Raw genomic sequence first — 16,102 nt, 5'->3', positions numbered from 1 at the left:
CGCTCCCACAGTAGAGCTGGGTGATGGTAAAAATCACAGTCACACCGCCAATCAATGTGGGAGCGGGCTTGCTCGCGAAAGCGTTGGGTCAGTCGATATTGATGTTGACGGACACGCCGCCTTCGCGAGCAAGCCCGCTCCCACAGGGAGTTTTCTAGCGGCCGGAGAATCGCAGTCGTGACAACTGCCGCAAATCCCCCTCCACAAAATAATCATTGGTCCAACTGTCATCCGCCGCCAGCGGCTGGACCTCTTTCAACGCCAGTTTCTTCGCAAAATACCTGAACCGGTAATGCTCATAAAACCGCAGCAACTCCAGGCCATAGCGGTCCGCCAGGTCCGTATCACCGCGAATGATCAGGTAGTTCTCGTCATTGCCATTACTGGCCGCCGCGCTGAGGTTGTGGCTGCCGCTGATGATGGTCGGTGCGTCGCTGGTGAAGTCAGTGACGATGGCTTTGGTGTGCACCAGCAGGTTGCCCTTCTGGCCTTTCATGTTTTCCTTGAGCCAACCTTCCAGCCCGGTGTTGAGCAGCGCGGTGGCGGCGAATTCGGCAGTGCGGTCGGCGTGGAAACCGGTGATGCGGCTGACGGTGTTTTGCAGGCCGTAGCGCAGGATGTCGTCGTGGGGCTCGCCGAGCAAGGCGTTGAGGATGTCGTCGGGCAAGGCGAACGCGGTGACGAACAGCACATCTTTTTTCGCGCCGTTGATGATCTGCACAAACTCGTGCAAGTCGCCCTGGCCGGTACGCGGTGAGAACCCGGCGAACAGCGGCTGCGTCGGGTCCATGGGGTTGTTTTTGGTCAGCCAGGTGCGCGTCGCGCCGACGTCCGCCGGGTTCGCCCACACCTCTTCGAAGGTTTGCAGGTAACTGGCGCCGATCCGCGCGTCGTCGAGCACATGCACCACGTTGGCCTGACGATAGACCCCGTTGGGGGTGAAATTGGTGCTGCCACAGAGCACCGCTTGCGGCCGATGCTCACCGCCCTCGAGTTTGCTCAGGACGATGAATTTGTCGTGGAAGATATTGTGGGTGACCCGCCCGCGCTTGTTCGCCGCCGGGATCTTCTCCAGGCTGGTTTCGTTCATCGTGGTGTCTTCATCGTTCGGCTGCGCGTGATACAGCACCCGCACCTTGACCCCACGGGCGAACGCGGCGTTCACCTCATCGACAATCGACTGCAACTGGTATTCGTAGATGGCGACGTCCAGCGCCCACTGGTCATCCACCGCACGCTGGATAAACCCGAGCAAGCGCCCGAGCAAACCGTTTTCCAGCCACTGCTGCGCCGCCAGGGGCCAGGCTTCGATGGGCATGTTCTTGTTGGCGCTGATCTGCGCGTCGAGGTCGGGAAATTTGCGCTGGAACGCCTGACTGGCCGCCACGGCGCGGTTGAAGATCACACTTTGATTGGTGGGATGGCCATCGTCGGAGGTGATCGTCAGTTCCAGAAACTCACCCAGTTGCGGCGCATCCGGCGTGCCGTAGGCCAGGTGCACGCGGTAGTGCAGGGTCGTGCCTGGATTGACCGCGTAATCGGCCCAGCGAAATTTCTGCAGCGGCGCGATATCGCTGGGGGTGGCGTGGTACTGGGGGAAGGTGTGGACCTTGCCGGGGAAAGTCAGGCTGTTGAACAGGAACAGCCAGGGTTTAGTGCCCGCCTGCTTTTCAATGGCAAAACCGAGCAACCCCTTGCGGCGCGGCTCGGCCAGGTCCATGGCCAGCAGCACGCCGTTGGTGCCGGCGTAGGCTTTGACGCGGAAATCGTCCTGATGGTTTGCGACTAGAACGCGCATGGGTCACTCCTGTGAATGGGGTTGGCTGGATGCAGCATAGATGCGGATTGGGAGTGCTGATCTGAAACCTTGGTGATGCATTCGCGAGCAAGCCCGCTCCCACATTGGAATGCATGCCCCCTGTGGGAGCGGGCTTGCTCGCGAAGAGGCCAGCTCAGACACCAAAACACTCAGCCCAGAATCAGCTCATCAATATGCCGATAGTCTGTCTGCAGTTCAGTAGCCAACACCCTGGCCCGCCCAAGCCGAATCGGCCCACGCTCAATATCAATCAACAACCCCGGACACCCCAGCACCGGCAACCCCGACCATTCCTTCAACCGCCCATCCGTCACCAGCAACAGGCGCTGCTGCTCCGCCGGGAAGCGCTTCTGCCGCGCCGCCAGCCACTGCCCCGCTTCGCCCAGTGCCGCCAGCAACGGCGTGCCGCCGCCCGCCCCCAGTCCATCGAGCCAGTCCCGCAAGCCGTTGGAGGCTTTCAAGCCTTGCACTTGCCATGTCGGCACATTGCCGCTGGCCGTCAGCAGCGCCAGGCGCGCCCGTTGCCGGTAAGCGTCGTCGAACAGTTGCGCCAGCAAACCCTTGGCATCACTCAGCGCCTGATGACGACGGGTCGAAGCCGAGGCGTCGACGATCACCAGCCACAGTTCGTGGGGCGAACGGGTGCGCAAATGAAACAGCAGGTCTTCGTGCAGACGCGGGCGACCGTTGAGCAAGGTGCCCGGCCAGTTGACCGAACCTTGGGGCGCGGCGCGGCGCTTGCCTTGGCGGCCGTTGTCCAGTTGTCCGGCACGGGGTTTGGCATTCGCCCCCGCGTCAGATCGAGGGCGAATGCCTAGGGCTTTTTTGGCCAGCTCGGCACTTCGCGTCGGGCGCCGGTTGGCAAGGCTTGAGCGGGCATTTCGCCCCATTGACCCTGGCCTTCGCTTGGGTTGGCGTTTTCGGTCGAAGGTGGTTGGGACTGTTGCGGCGCGGGGTGAGAATGTTCGCGGCGACGATGGCGCAAGGCAAACTCGGCCACCGCGTCGATGTCTTCTTCGGCAATCGCCGTCGCCCCGCGCCACGCCGCGTGGGCACGGGCGGCACGCAGCCAGACCAGATCGGCGCGCAGGCCATCGACCCCGGCGGCAAAACAGCGCTCGGTAATCTGCGCCAGCGTGGCGTCATCCAGGGGAATGCCCGCCAATGCACTGCGCGCCTGTTGGCAGCGTTCGCGCAATGCGTGTTGCTGAGCTTCCCATTCGGCGCAGAAGCCTTGGGGATCGCTGTCGAAAGCCAGACGCCGACGGATGATCTGACCCCGCTCCGTCGGCGCGGTGTGACCGCTGAGGGCGACGTTCAGGCCAAAGCGGTCGAGCAGTTGCGGACGCAGTTCGCCCTCTTCCGGGTTCATGGTGCCGATCAGCACGAACTTCGCCGAATGCCGATGGGAAATGCCGTCGCGCTCCACCAGGTTGGTGCCGCTGGCGGCCACGTCGAGCAACAGGTCGACGAGATGATCGGGCAGCAGATTGACCTCATCGACGTACAGCACGCCGCCGTCAGCCTTGGCCAGCACGCCGGGGGAAAACTGCGCACGGCCCTCGCTCAGGGCGGCGTCGAGGTCGAGGGTGCCGACCAGGCGCTCTTCGGTGGCGCCCAGGGGCAAGGTGACGAACTGGCCGCTGGCGAGCAGGTCCGCGAGGCCACGGGCCAGGGTCGACTTGGCCATGCCTCGCGGGCCTTCGATCAGCACGCCACCGATTTTCGGGTCGATGGCGGTCAGGTACAGGGCGAGCTTCAAGTCATCGGCGCCGACCACGGCGGAGAGCGGGAAATGAGGGGTGTCGGTCATCGTTAATACTCGGTCATGGTCGGTGATCCATCAGCAGCAACTTCATCCCTGTGGGAGCGGGCTTGCTCGCGAAGGGGCCGTGTCAGCCGACATCATCGTTGACTGACACACCGCCCTTCGCGAGCAAGCCCGCTCCCACAAGGGTTCAGCGTGCTAGCTGTCTTCTTCTATATCCAGCAACAAATTCTCCAGCGCTTCGCGATACTCCCCGGGCTCTTGCCACATCCCCCGCTGCTGCGCCTCCAGCATGCGCTCGGTCATGTCGCGCAAGGCATGGGGATTGTGCTCGCGGACAAAATCCCGGATCGCCGGGTCGAGCAAATACGCATCCGCCAGCAACGCGTACTGGTGATCGTCGATCAACTGCGTCGTCGCATCAAAGGCAAACAGGTTATCGACCGTCGCCGCGAGTTCGAAAGCGCCCTTGTAGCCATGGCGCTTGACCCCATCAATCCACTTCGGATTCGCCGCCCGGGAGCGTATCACCCGGTTCAACTCTTCCTTCAACGTGCGGATCTTCGGCAAGTCCGGCTGGCTGTGATCGCCGTGATAACTGGCCGCCGCTTCACCGCTAAGGGTTTCCACAGCGGCGAGCATACCGCCCTGGAATTGGTAGTAGTCGTTGGAATCGAGCAAGTCATGCTCGCGGTTGTCCTGGTTCTGCAACACCGCTTGCACCTGGCTCAGGCGCTGGGCGAATTGTTCGCGGGCGGCGGTGCCTTCATCGGAACCGCCGTAGGCGTAACCGCCCCAGTTCAGGTAGACCTCGGCCAGATCCTCACGACTTTGCCACAAGCGACCGTCGATGGCGCCCTGCACACCGGCGCCATAGGCACCGGGTTTGGCCCCGAAAATCCGCCAGCCGGCCTGACGCCGGGCCGCTTCTTCGTCCAGACCGCTGGCCAGCAAGGCCTCACGCTCGGCGCGCACCTTGGCGGCCAATGGGTTGAGATCGTCCGGTTCGTCCAGATCGGCAACCGCTTGTACGGCGGCGTCGAACAGGCGGATCAGGTTGGCAAACGCATCGCGGAAGAACCCGGACACACGCAAGGTCACGTCCACTCGCGGACGGTCAAGCAGGCTGACCGGCAGGATTTCAAAATCATCGACCCGCTGACTGCCCGTGGCCCACACCGGGCGCACACCCATCAGCGCCATGGCCTGGGCGATGTCATCGCCACCGGTGCGCATGGTGGCCGTGCCCCATACCGACAGACCGAGCTGACGCAAATGGTCGCCGTGGTCCTGCAAGTGCCGTTCAAGGATCAGGTTGGCCGACTGGAAGCCGATGCGCCACGCGGTGGTGGTCGGCAGATTGCGCACGTCCACCGAATAGAAATTGCGCCCGGTGGGGAGTACGTCGAGGCGACCGCGACTCGGTGCTCCGCTAGGGCCGGCCGGGACGAAACGGCCGCTGAGGGCGTCGAGCAGGCCACGCATTTCTGCGGGGCCGCAGGCGTCCAGGCGTGGGGCGACCACTTCACACAAATTGTCGAGAATGGCGTGCACTTCGGCCCAACTCGGCCCCTGTGGGAGCGGGCTTGCTCGCGAAAGCGGTGGGTCAGGCAACTTCGATTCGGCTGATACATCGCTTTCGCGAGCAAGCCCGCTCCCACAGGGTTGGGGTTCGCTTAAGGTCTGCGAAATCAGTTGGGCGGCGAACAGCTCAAGACGTTCGCGGGTATCCCCCGCCGTGCGCCACACTTCATCGCTGATCGCTTGCAGCTCATCTGGACGAGCACCGACCCACGGCTGCGCCAATTCACAATCCAGCGGATCAAACCCCAGCGCAAACGCCTTGGCCAACGCCCGCAGCAAACTCGACTGCGCCCCTCGCCCATCGCCCCGGGGAATCCGCAGCAACGCCAGCAAGGTATCAATGCGCAAACGCCCGGTCGGCGATTCGCCAAAGATGTGCAGGCCATCGCGGATCTGCGACTCCTTCAAATCACACAAGTAAGTGTCCAGGCGCGGCAACCAAATCGCCGCATCCGCATCGCTGTCGAGTTTGTCGTCCAGTTGCAGTTCGCGGTCGATGTGGGTGTCGCGCACCAGTTGCAGGATGTCGCGCTGCAATTCCCGGGCGCGGCGCGGATCGAGCAGTTGCGCTTCGTAATATTCGTCGGCCAGCAGCTCAAGATTGCGCAGCGGGCCGTAGGTTTCGGCGCGGGTCAGGGGCGGCATCAGGTGGTCGATGATCACCGCTTGGGTGCGACGCTTGGCCTGGGCGCCCTCTCCCGGGTCGTTGACGATAAACGGGTAGATATTCGGCAGCGGCCCGAGCAATGCGTCCGGCCAGCAGTTTTCCGACAATCCGACACCTTTGCCCGGCAGCCATTCGAGGTTGCCGTGCTTGCCGACGTGGATCACCGCGTGAGCGCCGTAGGTGTTGCGCAGCCAGAAGTAGAACGCCAGGTAGCCGTGGGGCGGCACCAGGTCCGGGTCGTGATAGACCGCGCTCGGATCGACCTGATAACCCCGGGCCGGCTGGATGCCGACAAACGTCAGGCCGAAGCGCAGACCGGCGATCATCATCCGTCCGCCCCGGAACATCGGATCGTTTTGCGGCGGGCCCCAGCGTTCCAGCACCGCTTGGCGATTGGCTTCGGGCAGTGCGTTGAACATCAGGTCGTAATCGACCAGCGCCAGGCTTTGCATGCACGGGCGCTGGTCGAGGGTGTCGAGGTCATTGCTGACGCCGCCGAGTAATTGCTGGATCAACGCGGTGCCGCTGTCCGGCAAATCAGCGGGCAGCGGATAACCTTGCTGATGCAGTGCACGGAGGATATTCAGCGCCGCTGCGGGGGTGTCGAGGCCGACGCCGTTACCGATGCGACCGTCGCGGGTCGGGTAGTTGGCGAGGATCAGCGCGATGCGTTTGTCGCCGTTGGGCACCCGCGCCAGATCAATCCAGCGCCGCGCCAGTTCGGCGACGAAGTCCATCCGATCCGGTTGCGGCCGGTAGCAGACCACGTCGGACTGGCTGCGCTCACTGCGCCAGGCCAGGTCCTTGAAGCTGATCGGGCGGCTGATGATCCGCCCATCAAGTTCCGGCAGCGCGATGTGCATCGCCAGATCCCGTGGGCCGAGACCTTGTTCGCTGGCGCGCCAACCGGGTTCGTTGTCCTGAGCGCAAATCGCCTGAATGACAGGAATGTTGCGGCGAAACGGTCGCAAGTGCGGCGCTTCGGGGCTGGATTGGGCGAAACCGGTGGTGTTGAGAATCACCGCCGCTTCGACTTCATCCAGCAGGTCCTCGACCACCGTCAGGCAGCCGGGCTCTTTCAAACTGGCCACCGCCATCGGCAACGGGTTCAAGCCCGCCGCCTGCAAGCGTTGGCAGAAAACATCGATAAAACCGGTATTCGCCGCCTGCAAATGCGAGCGATAAAACAGCACCGCCGCCACCGGCTGATCGGCTTGCCAGTCGGCTTGCCAATCGCTCAGTTCAGCGGGGCTTTTGTGCGGATGGTAGATCGCGGTGCGCGGCAGGGTTTGCGGCTCGGCCCAGGCGTAGTCGCGGTCCAGCCAGCGGTTAGCCAGGCAGCGGAAGAAATCCAGGGCATTGCCCATGCCGCCCTGACGCAAAAACTGCCAGAGGCGGTCGCGATCTTCAGCGTCCACGGTGCTCAGGTCGCTGAGTTCCGGGTCCGGGCGATCATCGCCGGGCACCAGGATCAATTGCACGCCGCGTTCGGACAACTCGACCAGCCGCTCGACGCCGTAGCGCCAATAAGCGATGCCACCGTGCAGCGAGATCAAAATCACCTTGGCGTGGCGCAGCACTTCATCAACGTACAAATCCACCGAGGCGTGGTTCTGCACCTGCATCGGATTGGCCAGGCGCACGCTCGGATAGTCGTCGGGCAACTGCTGCGCGGCTTCAGCGAGCAGCGCGAGGCTGGAGTCGCCGCTGCACAGGATCACCAGTTCGGCGGGGGTTTGTCCAAGGTCGGCGATGTTGTCATCCGACACGAAACCGCCGGGCTGGGTCCTGAGCAGGTGCATGGCTTAAACGCTGAGCGCGGCGCGCAGTTGCGCTTCGAGTTGCGCGGCATCCAGTTCCTGGCCGATCAGCACCAGACGGGTGGTGCGCGCTTCATCGGCGCCCCACTGACGGTCGAAGTGCTTGTCGAAACGCGTGCCCACGCCCTGGATCAGCAGGCGCATCGGTTTGTGCGGGATCGCGGCGAAGCCTTTAACGCGCAGGATGCCGTGCTTGACCACCAGTTGCGTCAGCGCGTCCATCAGCAGGCTTTCGTCGGCTTGCGGCAGCTCGATGGAGATGGAATCGAAGGCGTCATGATCGTGGTCATCATCGCCGTCACCGTGGTGGTGATCGTGATGGCTGTGACGGCTGTCGATGTGTTCTTCGGAACCGGCGCCGAGGCCGATCAGTACATCCAAAGGCACGCGACCGCTGCTGGCTTCAATAACTTTTACGGCCGGCGGCAGTTCTTCGGCGACTTCCAGGCGCACCCGGGCCAGGTCTTCCGGGCTGATCAGGTCAGCCTTGTTGAGGATGACGAGGTCGGCGCTGGCCAGTTGGTCGGCGAACAATTCGTGCAGTGGCGATTCGTGGTCCAGGTTCGGATCGAGTTTGCGCTGGGCGTCGACTTGATCCGGGAACGCGGCGAAGGTGCCGGCGGCGACGGCCGGGCTGTCGACCACGGTGATCACCGCGTCAACCGTGCAGGCGCTGCGGATTTCCGGCCACTGGAAGGCTTGCACCAGGGGTTTTGGCAGGGCCAGGCCCGAGGTTTCGATCAGGATGTGGTCGAGGTCGCCGCGACGGGCCACCAGTTCGCGCATCACCGGGAAGAACTCTTCCTGGACGGTGCAGCACAGGCAGCCATTGGCCAGTTCGTAAACTCGGCCGTTGGCTTCTTCTTCGGTGCAACCGATGGAGCACTGCTTGAGGATTTCGCCGTCGATGCCCAGTTCGCCAAACTCGTTGACGATCACCGCGATACGGCGACCCTGGGCGTTGTCGAGCATGTGGCGCAGCAAGGTGGTTTTGCCCGAGCCGAGGAAGCCGGTAACGATGGTGACGGGGAGTTTGGCCAGTGTTTTCATCGGATGCCCTTTGGCAAGGTGGCGGGCATACGGGACGACGACCGCGGCGATGAATGCGCGGAAGATTTCGCCACCGGATCACCCCGCCCGGTTGTAGTGAGAATTCGTTTCGAGGCAGGTCTCCTGGCTTTCAGTGCGCCGGCCTTGGGGGCCTGGCATTCGCTGCGCCTTCCCGCGAACCCTTTGAATCGGGCTTGCAGTGGCGTGGCAGCGAACATCACCGTTCACAGTTGCGGGGGCAGCCGCGGCATCGACCGCGTTCCCTTCTTAGCTTCGGCCAACGCCGAAGAACCTCGAAAGCGCAAGGCTACGCATCGGTTGGGGGCGGGTCAATGTCTTGTGGTGTCCGTGCGCACGCCTTCGCGAGCAAGCCCGCTCCCACATGGGAATGTGGTCACCTGTGGGAGCGGGCTTGCTCGCGAAGGGAGCGACTCGGTCTCCAACTGAGAACCCCTGCCAATTGACTCCCCCGCCCCGCCCATGCTCTCCTGTGCGCCTTGTTACGGGTGCCCTTCACAGGGTGAAACGGGAAACCGGTGAATCATGTGCTTTACTCTAAAGTCATGTCAGTCCGGTGCTGCCCCCGCAACGGTAAGCGAGCGAAGAATCAGATCCACTGTGCCGGCAGTTCGGCATGGGAAGGCGATTCTTGCAGGTTTCGGCGCAAGCCCAAGCCCCTCGTGAGCCCGGAGACCGGCCCGCAACACAAAGTGACCACTACGATCACTGAATAACAAACCCGCGGTGGGCGGGCGCTGTTCGAACCTTTGCGTGCCCTATGCGCAAGGGTCTTTCATGCGCTCTATTCACCCGCTGACAGACCAGAGGGAAGCGCCATGTCGATCATCAGCAGCACCGACCACAGCAGCACCGCCAGCAGCACCACAACCCTGAGCCAACGCCTGACCGCCGCCGTATGCGCGTCGATCCTGGGCGCGTGCCTGGTGTATTTCGCCGGGTTCTCGCACATCGAAGCGGTGCACAACGCCGCCCACGATACCCGTCACAGCTCCGCGTTCCCGTGCCATTGAGACCTGCCGACATGATCAAGCGTATTGCGCAAACCGCAGGTTTCACCGGGTTGCTGGCCGCCCTGTTGCTGACCCTGCTGCAAAGTTTCTGGGTCGCCCCGCTGATTCTTCAGGCGGAAACCTATGAAAAATCCGAGCCGGCGGCAGTGGTTGCTCACGAGCACGCCGAAGGCGCCATGGCCGCCCACACCCACGACGCCGAAGCCTGGGAGCCGGAAGACGGCTGGCAGCGCGTGCTGTCCACCACCGGCGGTAACCTGGTGGTCGCGGTTGGCTTTGCGCTGATGCTCGCGGGCCTCTACACCCTGCGTGCGCCGACCAAAACCGCTCAAGGCCTGCTCTGGGGCCTGGCGGGCTACGCCACTTTCGTCCTGGCGCCGACCCTCGGTTTGCCGCCGGAACTGCCGGGCACCGCCGCCGCCGATCTGACACAACGGCAAATCTGGTGGATCGGCACCGCGGCGTCCACCGCTGTCGGCATCGCGCTGATTGTGTTCAGCCGTCACTGGCTGATGAAGATCCTCGGCGTGGCGATTCTCGTGGTTCCACACGTGATTGGCGCGCCGCAGCCGCAAGTCCACTCGATGCTGGCCCCCGAAGCCCTGGAGTCGCAGTTCAAAATCGCTTCGCAGTTGACCAACGTGGTGTTCTGGCTGGCCCTGGGCCTGATCAGCGCCTGGTTGTTCCGCCGCAAAAGCGATGGCCAAACCCACGCATGACTGACACCAGCACAGCGCCGACCTTAGTGGTCGGCCTGGGCTGCCAGCGCGGCTGCCCTGCCAGCACGCTGCGGGCGCTGCTCGATCAGGCACTTCAGGCGCATCAAATCGAACTTCGTGAGATCAAGGCCCTGGCCAGCATCGACCTGAAGCGTGATGAACCCGGCCTGAGCGAGTTGGCCGCGCAACTCGGACTGGAGCTGATGTATTTCAGCAGCGAACAACTGGCCGGGTATCAGCCGCAGCTCAGCCATCAATCGCAGATCGCGTTCGAACGCACCGGTTGCTACGGCGTGGCGGAAAGTGCCGCCCTGGCCCTGGCCGAACACCTGGCCCAGGCACCGGCCAAATTGCTGATTTCGCGACAAAAATACGCCCAGGCCACCCTTGCATTGGCCAGCGCTGCCTGAAATCCCCGATAATCCCCGCCTCGATCATGAGCAATCTTCATCTGAAGCATTGCCCAAGCCCTTTTTATGACAGCTCTTTTTAGGAACAGACGATGACCGTCTACTTCATTGGCGCAGGCCCCGGCGACCCGGAACTGATCACCGTCAAAGGCCAGCGGCTGATTCGCAGCTGCCCGGTGATCATCTACGCCGGTTCCCTGGTGCCGGCGGCTGTGCTGGAAGGTCACCGGGCGGAAACGCTGGTCAACAGTGCCGAGTTGCACCTGGAACAGATCGTCGAATTGATCAAGACCGCCCACGCCAAGGGGCAGGATGTGGCGCGGGTGCATTCGGGTGATCCGAGTTTGTATGGTGCGATTGGCGAGCAGATTCGTCACCTGCGCGAGCTGGATATTGCGTTTGAAATCATTCCTGGCGTCACCGCCACGGCAGCTTGCGCGGCGTTATTGGGCGCCGAACTGACCTTGCCGGACATCTCGCAAAGCGTGATCCTCACCCGCTACGCCGACAAAACCGCTATGCCGGCCGGCGAAGAACTGGGCAGCCTGGCGCAGCATGGGGCGACCATGGCGATTCATCTGGGGGTCAATCATCTGCAGAAAATCCTGGCTGAACTGCTGCCGCATTACGGCGCGGACTGCCCGATTGCGGTAATTCATCGGGCGACGTGGCCGGATCAGGATTGGGTGGTGGGGACGCTGGAGGATATTGCCGCGAAGGTTGAAGCCAAGGGATTTCGGCGTACGGCGTTGATTCTGGTGGGTCGGGTGTTGGGGAGTGATCAGTTTAGTGAGTCGTCGTTGTATCGCGCCGGGCATGCGCATTTGTATCGTCCTTAGCGGCCTCTTCGCGAGCAAGCCCGCTCCCACAGGGGATTGTCGTCGGACACAAAATCTGTGTGCACCGCAGATCCTGTGTGGGAGCGGGCTTGCTCGCGAAGGCGTCAGTGAATCGCCCCCATAAAAAAACGGCACTCACGGGGTGCCGTTTTTTATGTCGCAGCGAACACCTTAGTAGTAGGCGTTTTCTTTCTGCGTATGGTCAGTCACGTCACGAACACCCTTGAGCTCCGGAACGCGCTCGAGCAAGGTGCGCTCGATGCCTTCGCGCAAGGTAACGTCAGCCTGGCCACAGCCCTGGCAACCGCCGCCGAACTTGAGTACGGCGATGCCGTCTTCGACCACATCGATCAGGCTGACCTGACCGCCGTGGCTCGCGAGCCCCGGGTTGATCTCGGTTTGCAGGTAGTAGTTGATGCGCTCGTTGACCGGGCTGTCGGCGTTGACCATCGGGACTTTGGCGTTTGGCGCCTTAATGGTCAGTTGGCCGCCCATGCGGTCGGTGGCGTAGTCGACGACCGCATCATCCAGGAAAGCTTCGCTGAACGAGTCGATGTACGCGGTGAAGCTTTTGAGCCCCAACGCGGTGTCTTCAGGTTTTTCTTCGCCCGGCTTGCAGTAGGCAATGCAGGTTTCGGCGTACTGGGTGCCAGGCTGGGTGATGAAGACGCGGATGCCGATGCCTGGGGTGTTCTGCTTGGAGAGCAGATCAGCCAGATAATCGTGGGCGGCGTCAGTAATGGTAATAGCGGTCATGGAAACTCCTCGCAGGCTTGGGCGCAGTTTACGCCAATCATCGCGCCGCACAAAGTCCTAGTATTTTTGTCGGGAAAGAGCCGGTGCCGGTTGAGTTGCCGTTTCGCCGTCAATCCACTCTTTAAGCCACCGATAGCTGCGTTTTTCCACCCATTCGTAACTTGCCCAGGACGCAACGCCGATAGTCGCCGCGCAAACGGCGAACATCACGTAGGGATTTACGCCATAACGTTGTGCGACAAATCCCCCGGCCGACAGCACCAGCACGTGCATCAGGTACACCGAATAGGAACAATTGCCGAGCAGCGCAAACACCCGGTTATGCTCGACATAACGCTCCAGCGAGATGCACGCCATCACCAACACCGCACTCGGCAAGCCCCAAGCTAGGAAGCGTGGCACCGGTGGCAGCAGGTAAATCATCAGCAATGCGCCGCCAATCCCCAGCAGCGGCAGCCAATATCCCGGCCTGATCCAGCCTTGGCGGTAGATCATGCCGAGTGCGATCCCCAGCAAGAACTCATAAACGATGTCCGAACGGTAGAACTCGCTGACCCAGCCATAACCGGTCCAGGCCTGGCACACCGCGAACAACAGCGCGGCGACGATCAATAACCGCCAATGCAAGCGGAACAGCAGCGCCCAGGCGAACAGCAGGTAAAACAGCATTTCGTAGTTCAGGGTCCAGCCGACGTTGAGCGTTGGGTAAATCCCGTAACCGCCGGGGTTTTGCGTAGGAATAAACAACAGCGACAGCAGGAAATGCGACCAATCCACCGTTTGATCAGGCAAAACCGGCCGCGCGAATACAACCACCAATGCCATCAGCGCGGTGTACAGCCAATACGCCGGGACGATGCGGAACAGTCGATACAACAGGAATCGCATCGGCGGCAGGGATTTGCCCTCGGTGGACAGGAAAATCACCAGGCCGCTGATGACGAAGAAGATGTCCACGCCCACCGCGCCCTTGTCGATAAACGCCTGCCCCACCGGCCCACGGGCGTGGAAGTCGAAGAAAATCTGCATGAAATGGTGACCGACCACCGCCCAGGCAGCGATGAAGCGCAGGGCTTGTACCGAAATCAACATCAACCGCCCTCCGAGCGCGATTCGCAAATCACCGCAAATCCCCTTGTGGGAGCGGGCTTGCTCGCGAAGGCGGTGAGTCAGGCGCTATCAATGTCGACTGATACGCCGCTTTCGCGAGCAAGCCCACTCCCACAGGGGTTCGGCGGTGCCTTATAGATCCGACACCGGCCTGCCATCAAAAGTCGATCAAAGATTCTCGTACCGATTCATATCCAGCACGCCCTCTTCCACCGGATCCGTCTCGTGGACGTAGGTACTCAGGTCATGGAAGTAAAACCAGAACTGCGGATGACTGCGGCGAATCCCCCAACGCTCAACGATTTTCTCGAAGCGATGGGCATCCTTGGCGTTTTCCATGGCGTCCACGAACGCCGGCACTTGATGCGCCGGGATGTTGAACATGAAGTTCGGGTAGCTGCTGAGCACGCCCGGATAAATGGTCAAGGTATCCAGCCCCGGTTGATAGCGCAGGGATTCGCCGAGCAGGAACGCCACGTTGCTATGGGCGCGGTTGCGCAGCAGGCTGTAGATCTCGCGCTTGCCGCTGACAGTTTCGATGCGCAGCATTGTCGCTTCCGGCAACTGATCGATGACCTTCAACCCCGCCGCCGGTCGCGACGCCAGGCGACTCAGGGCTTGTTCGGCGTTCTGCAATGCCGGATCAATATTCGGCCGCGAGCAATAGGCGCCGTCGCAACGGTTGATCGGGTCAGGCTTGGCATTGAGGTCGCCGTAACGGGCCAGCAACTGCAGGGCAAAGTCGCGTTTCGGGTCTTTTTCGTCGAGTTTCAGCGCAGTCGGTTTGTCATTGTCGATGGACTCGTAATCCAGCCACATCTTGAACCTGCCGCTGCTCTGATACCAATCGTCGAGGTAGTCGTTCCGGGAGTCGGCGGGCATCAGGCGCAGGAAATTCTGCTCGGCGCCATTACGGATCAGGTCGAAATACAGGCGCGTCTGGGCTTGGTGGGAAACGTTGCCGAACACATCGAAGTTGACCGCCAACTGGTAATACGTGCGTTCCAGCAGCGGGTAATCGAACAGCCAGATGGTTTGCGGCACGTCACCGATCAGGCCTTTGTTCACCGAAGCGCTGTCGAAATGCCGGAAAATGCTCAACAAAGCATTGTCATTACCGGCCCACAACGTCGACCAGCTCGGCGCCGGCGCATCGGCGTAGCTGTCCCGGCGCAGGGCTTCGTATTCGTTGCGCTTGTCGCGGTAGTCGTGCCACAGGCCCAGCACGCTGCCGACATCGTCATTCTGCCCCGGCATCGCCAGCAACGGTGTGGCCTGGCCTCGGTAGTTCGGGTCGGTGATGTACAGGTCGTGCTCCGGGGCCTGGAACAGCGCCCAGAAGTTATCGCGGATCACATCAGTGGCGATCTGCCCACGACACACCGGGCCGCGAATAAAGGTGCGAACGAAGTATTCGGCGTTATCGAGCATAAACTGATAGCGCGCCTGGGCCGGGATCGCTTCAAACGTGGTGAACGGATTGGCCCGGCGTTCCGGGCCGTAACCCGGCAAGGCGTTGACCTGCCAGTTACCGCTGAAAAACAGACTTTTGACCCGCGACAACTTCGCCGCGCTCAGCGGGTAGGTGATGTGGGTCTTTTGCACGATCACGCCCTGCACCGGCCACAACCGGTAATACACCTGGGTGCCGGGATCATCGTTCGGGCGGCGGGTGTTGATCAGATCGATGGGTTGCCCGGTGGGCGTGCGCGAACGTACCCACTGGAAAAAATGCCCCGGCTCGCCATCCTTGAAGTAGATGTGCGCCAGGAACCAATGCTCAAACAGCCAGCGCCCCACTAGACTGCCGCGAGAGCCGTTGGCGTTGAGCAGGTTTTCCCATTGCACCACCTGCAAGGCTTCCTGCGCGGAAGGCACCAAACCTTGCTCATCAATCGGCGCCCCGGAGGCGAGCCAGCGTTGCAACGTCTGGTATTGCTGATCGGTCAGGCCGGTCACCGCCAGGGGCATGCCTTCTTTGGGGTGGGCGCCGGCATAACCGTCGAACTCCGCCGGCATCGCGCACATGTTTTCCCGGTTCAGGCCCAGCACGATGTCTTCCGGCAACTTGGCGTTGGGCGTCAGCGGGGTTTTGTGGCCCAGTTCCAGCATTCGCGCCATCAACGCCGCCTGACTGCCCTGGGCGTCGAGGACCGAATAGAAGTCCTTGTGCTGCCAGGCCCGTTTGCCGAAAGCGTCATAAAACAGCCGGGTCGGCGCGGCGGCGACACTGCGCTCGCCGTCATAGACCGGAATCTTGGTCGCGCCACGGGCCGCCCCTTCGCCACTGCCCAGGTTGAGCTGACAAGCGGAGTCGTAGCAGGCATGGCAGGCCACGCACTTTTCGGTGAAGATCGGTTGGATGTCGCGGGTATAGGAAATGGCAGCGGAAATTTCAGGACTTTGCGCAGCGGCGCCCCAGCTTGATAGCAGCATTAAAATGCTGACGACGACGCGATACGACATGTCCCTGGTCCCGATCATGAAAAAACGCCGCGATTCTACCGGTCTACCAATGCCACCAACATG

General features: G+C 62.0%; 12 protein-coding genes and 2 riboswitches. Of the genes, 4 read left to right on the top strand and 8 right to left on the bottom strand.

Annotated elements, in window-relative coordinates:
• Nucleotides 1-154 precede the first annotated feature (154 nt).
• The 5 genes from BK665_RS23565 to cobW all read right to left on the bottom strand — a co-directional run bounded on the left by BK665_RS23565 (nucleotide 155) and on the right by cobW (nucleotide 8,708).
• Nucleotides 155-1,798 carry a phospholipase D-like domain-containing protein gene (locus tag BK665_RS23565; protein WP_123408994.1) on the bottom strand — a complete coding sequence of 548 codons (1,644 nt, stop codon included), beginning with the start codon at nucleotides 1,796-1,798 and terminating at the stop codon, nucleotides 155-157.
• Nucleotides 1,799-1,968: 170 nt separating this feature from the next.
• Nucleotides 1,969-2,709 carry a vWA domain-containing protein gene (locus tag BK665_RS23560; protein ID WP_123408993.1) on the bottom strand — a complete coding sequence of 247 codons (741 nt, stop codon included), beginning with the start codon at nucleotides 2,707-2,709 and terminating at the stop codon, nucleotides 1,969-1,971.
• Nucleotides 2,634-3,632, bottom strand: coding sequence for a magnesium chelatase ATPase subunit I (locus BK665_RS23555; RefSeq protein ID WP_123408992.1), 999 nt, complete (start codon nucleotides 3,630-3,632; stop codon nucleotides 2,634-2,636). Before BK665_RS23555 ends, BK665_RS23560 begins: the two co-directional genes overlap by 76 nt.
• Nucleotides 3,633-3,785: 153 nt before the next feature.
• On the bottom strand, nucleotides 3,786-7,640 hold the full coding sequence (cobN, locus tag BK665_RS23550) for a cobaltochelatase subunit CobN (protein WP_123408991.1): 3,855 nt from the start codon (nucleotides 7,638-7,640) through the stop codon (nucleotides 3,786-3,788).
• A gap of 3 nt (nucleotides 7,641-7,643) precedes the next feature.
• Nucleotides 7,644-8,708: a cobalamin biosynthesis protein CobW gene (gene cobW / locus BK665_RS23545; protein WP_123408990.1), complete on the bottom strand. Its 1,065-nt coding sequence runs from the start codon at nucleotides 8,706-8,708 to the stop codon at nucleotides 7,644-7,646.
• Between the two features lie 96 nt (nucleotides 8,709-8,804).
• Nucleotides 8,805-9,019, bottom strand: a riboswitch (cobalamin riboswitch).
• Between the two features lie 176 nt (nucleotides 9,020-9,195).
• Nucleotides 9,196-9,424: riboswitch (cobalamin riboswitch) on the top strand.
• 120 nt (nucleotides 9,425-9,544) lie between these two features.
• On the opposite strand from cobW, the gene BK665_RS23540 reads away from it, so the two are divergent.
• The 4 genes from BK665_RS23540 to cobM all read left to right on the top strand — a co-directional run bounded on the left by BK665_RS23540 (nucleotide 9,545) and on the right by cobM (nucleotide 11,707).
• A complete protein-coding gene (locus BK665_RS23540; protein WP_123408989.1) occupies nucleotides 9,545-9,739 on the top strand; it encodes a CbtB domain-containing protein in 195 nt (64 codons plus the stop codon).
• An 11-nt stretch (nucleotides 9,740-9,750) separates the two neighbouring features.
• Complete coding sequence (locus BK665_RS23535) at nucleotides 9,751-10,458, top strand: CbtA family protein (RefSeq protein WP_123408988.1); 708 nt, start codon at nucleotides 9,751-9,753, stop codon at nucleotides 10,456-10,458.
• Nucleotides 10,455-10,868, top strand: a complete 414-nt coding sequence (locus tag BK665_RS23530) for a cobalamin biosynthesis protein (RefSeq protein ID WP_123408987.1) — start codon at nucleotides 10,455-10,457, stop codon at nucleotides 10,866-10,868. The genes BK665_RS23535 and BK665_RS23530 overlap by 4 nt, the downstream gene beginning before the upstream one ends.
• A 92-nt stretch (nucleotides 10,869-10,960) precedes the next feature.
• Nucleotides 10,961-11,707 carry a precorrin-4 C(11)-methyltransferase gene (gene cobM, locus BK665_RS23525; RefSeq protein ID WP_123408986.1) on the top strand — a complete coding sequence of 249 codons (747 nt, stop codon included), beginning with the start codon at nucleotides 10,961-10,963 and terminating at the stop codon, nucleotides 11,705-11,707.
• A 171-nt stretch (nucleotides 11,708-11,878) separates the two neighbouring features.
• On the opposite strand, the gene nfuA is transcribed toward cobM, so the two are convergent.
• From nfuA to BK665_RS23510, 3 genes are all read right to left on the bottom strand, one after another.
• On the bottom strand, nucleotides 11,879-12,463 hold the full coding sequence (gene nfuA, locus BK665_RS23520) for a Fe-S biogenesis protein NfuA (RefSeq protein ID WP_054050953.1): 585 nt from the start codon (nucleotides 12,461-12,463) through the stop codon (nucleotides 11,879-11,881).
• Nucleotides 12,464-12,520: 57 nt separating this feature from the next.
• Nucleotides 12,521-13,555, bottom strand: coding sequence for an acyltransferase family protein (locus BK665_RS23515; RefSeq protein ID WP_123408985.1), 1,035 nt, complete (start codon nucleotides 13,553-13,555; stop codon nucleotides 12,521-12,523).
• Between the two features lie 186 nt (nucleotides 13,556-13,741).
• Nucleotides 13,742-16,039, bottom strand: coding sequence for a fatty acid cis/trans isomerase (locus tag BK665_RS23510; protein ID WP_123408984.1), 2,298 nt, complete (start codon nucleotides 16,037-16,039; stop codon nucleotides 13,742-13,744).
• Nucleotides 16,040-16,102 lie beyond the last annotated feature (63 nt).

The sequence above is a fragment of the Pseudomonas frederiksbergensis genome (genome assembly GCF_003732665.1).
Taxonomy (GTDB): Bacteria; Pseudomonadota; Gammaproteobacteria; order Pseudomonadales; family Pseudomonadaceae; genus Aquipseudomonas; species Aquipseudomonas frederiksbergensis_G.
This window is presented reverse-complemented; position numbering and strand designations above follow the sequence as displayed.

Excerpts from the sequence above, each read along its gene's own strand:
- nfuA (WP_054050953.1), bottom strand. The coding sequence starts at position 12,463 with ATGACCGCTATTACCATTACTGACGCCGCCCACGATTATCTGGCTGAT.
- cobN (WP_123408991.1), bottom strand. The coding sequence starts at position 7,640 with ATGCACCTGCTCAGGACCCAGCCCGGCGGTTTCGTGTCGGATGACAAC.
- BK665_RS23530 (WP_123408987.1), top strand. The coding sequence starts at position 10,455 with ATGACTGACACCAGCACAGCGCCGACCTTAGTGGTCGGCCTGGGCTGC.
- BK665_RS23555 (WP_123408992.1), bottom strand. The coding sequence starts at position 3,632 with ATGACCGACACCCCTCATTTCCCGCTCTCCGCCGTGGTCGGCGCCGAT.
- BK665_RS23565 (WP_123408994.1), bottom strand. The coding sequence starts at position 1,798 with ATGCGCGTTCTAGTCGCAAACCATCAGGACGATTTCCGCGTCAAAGCC.
- cobW (WP_123408990.1), bottom strand. The coding sequence starts at position 8,708 with ATGAAAACACTGGCCAAACTCCCCGTCACCATCGTTACCGGCTTCCTC.
- cobM (WP_123408986.1), top strand. The coding sequence starts at position 10,961 with ATGACCGTCTACTTCATTGGCGCAGGCCCCGGCGACCCGGAACTGATC.
- BK665_RS23515 (WP_123408985.1), bottom strand. The coding sequence starts at position 13,555 with ATGTTGATTTCGGTACAAGCCCTGCGCTTCATCGCTGCCTGGGCGGTG.
- BK665_RS23510 (WP_123408984.1), bottom strand. The coding sequence starts at position 16,039 with ATGTCGTATCGCGTCGTCGTCAGCATTTTAATGCTGCTATCAAGCTGG.
- BK665_RS23540 (WP_123408989.1), top strand. The coding sequence starts at position 9,545 with ATGTCGATCATCAGCAGCACCGACCACAGCAGCACCGCCAGCAGCACC.
- BK665_RS23560 (WP_123408993.1), bottom strand. The coding sequence starts at position 2,709 with ATGGGGCGAAATGCCCGCTCAAGCCTTGCCAACCGGCGCCCGACGCGA.
- BK665_RS23535 (WP_123408988.1), top strand. The coding sequence starts at position 9,751 with ATGATCAAGCGTATTGCGCAAACCGCAGGTTTCACCGGGTTGCTGGCC.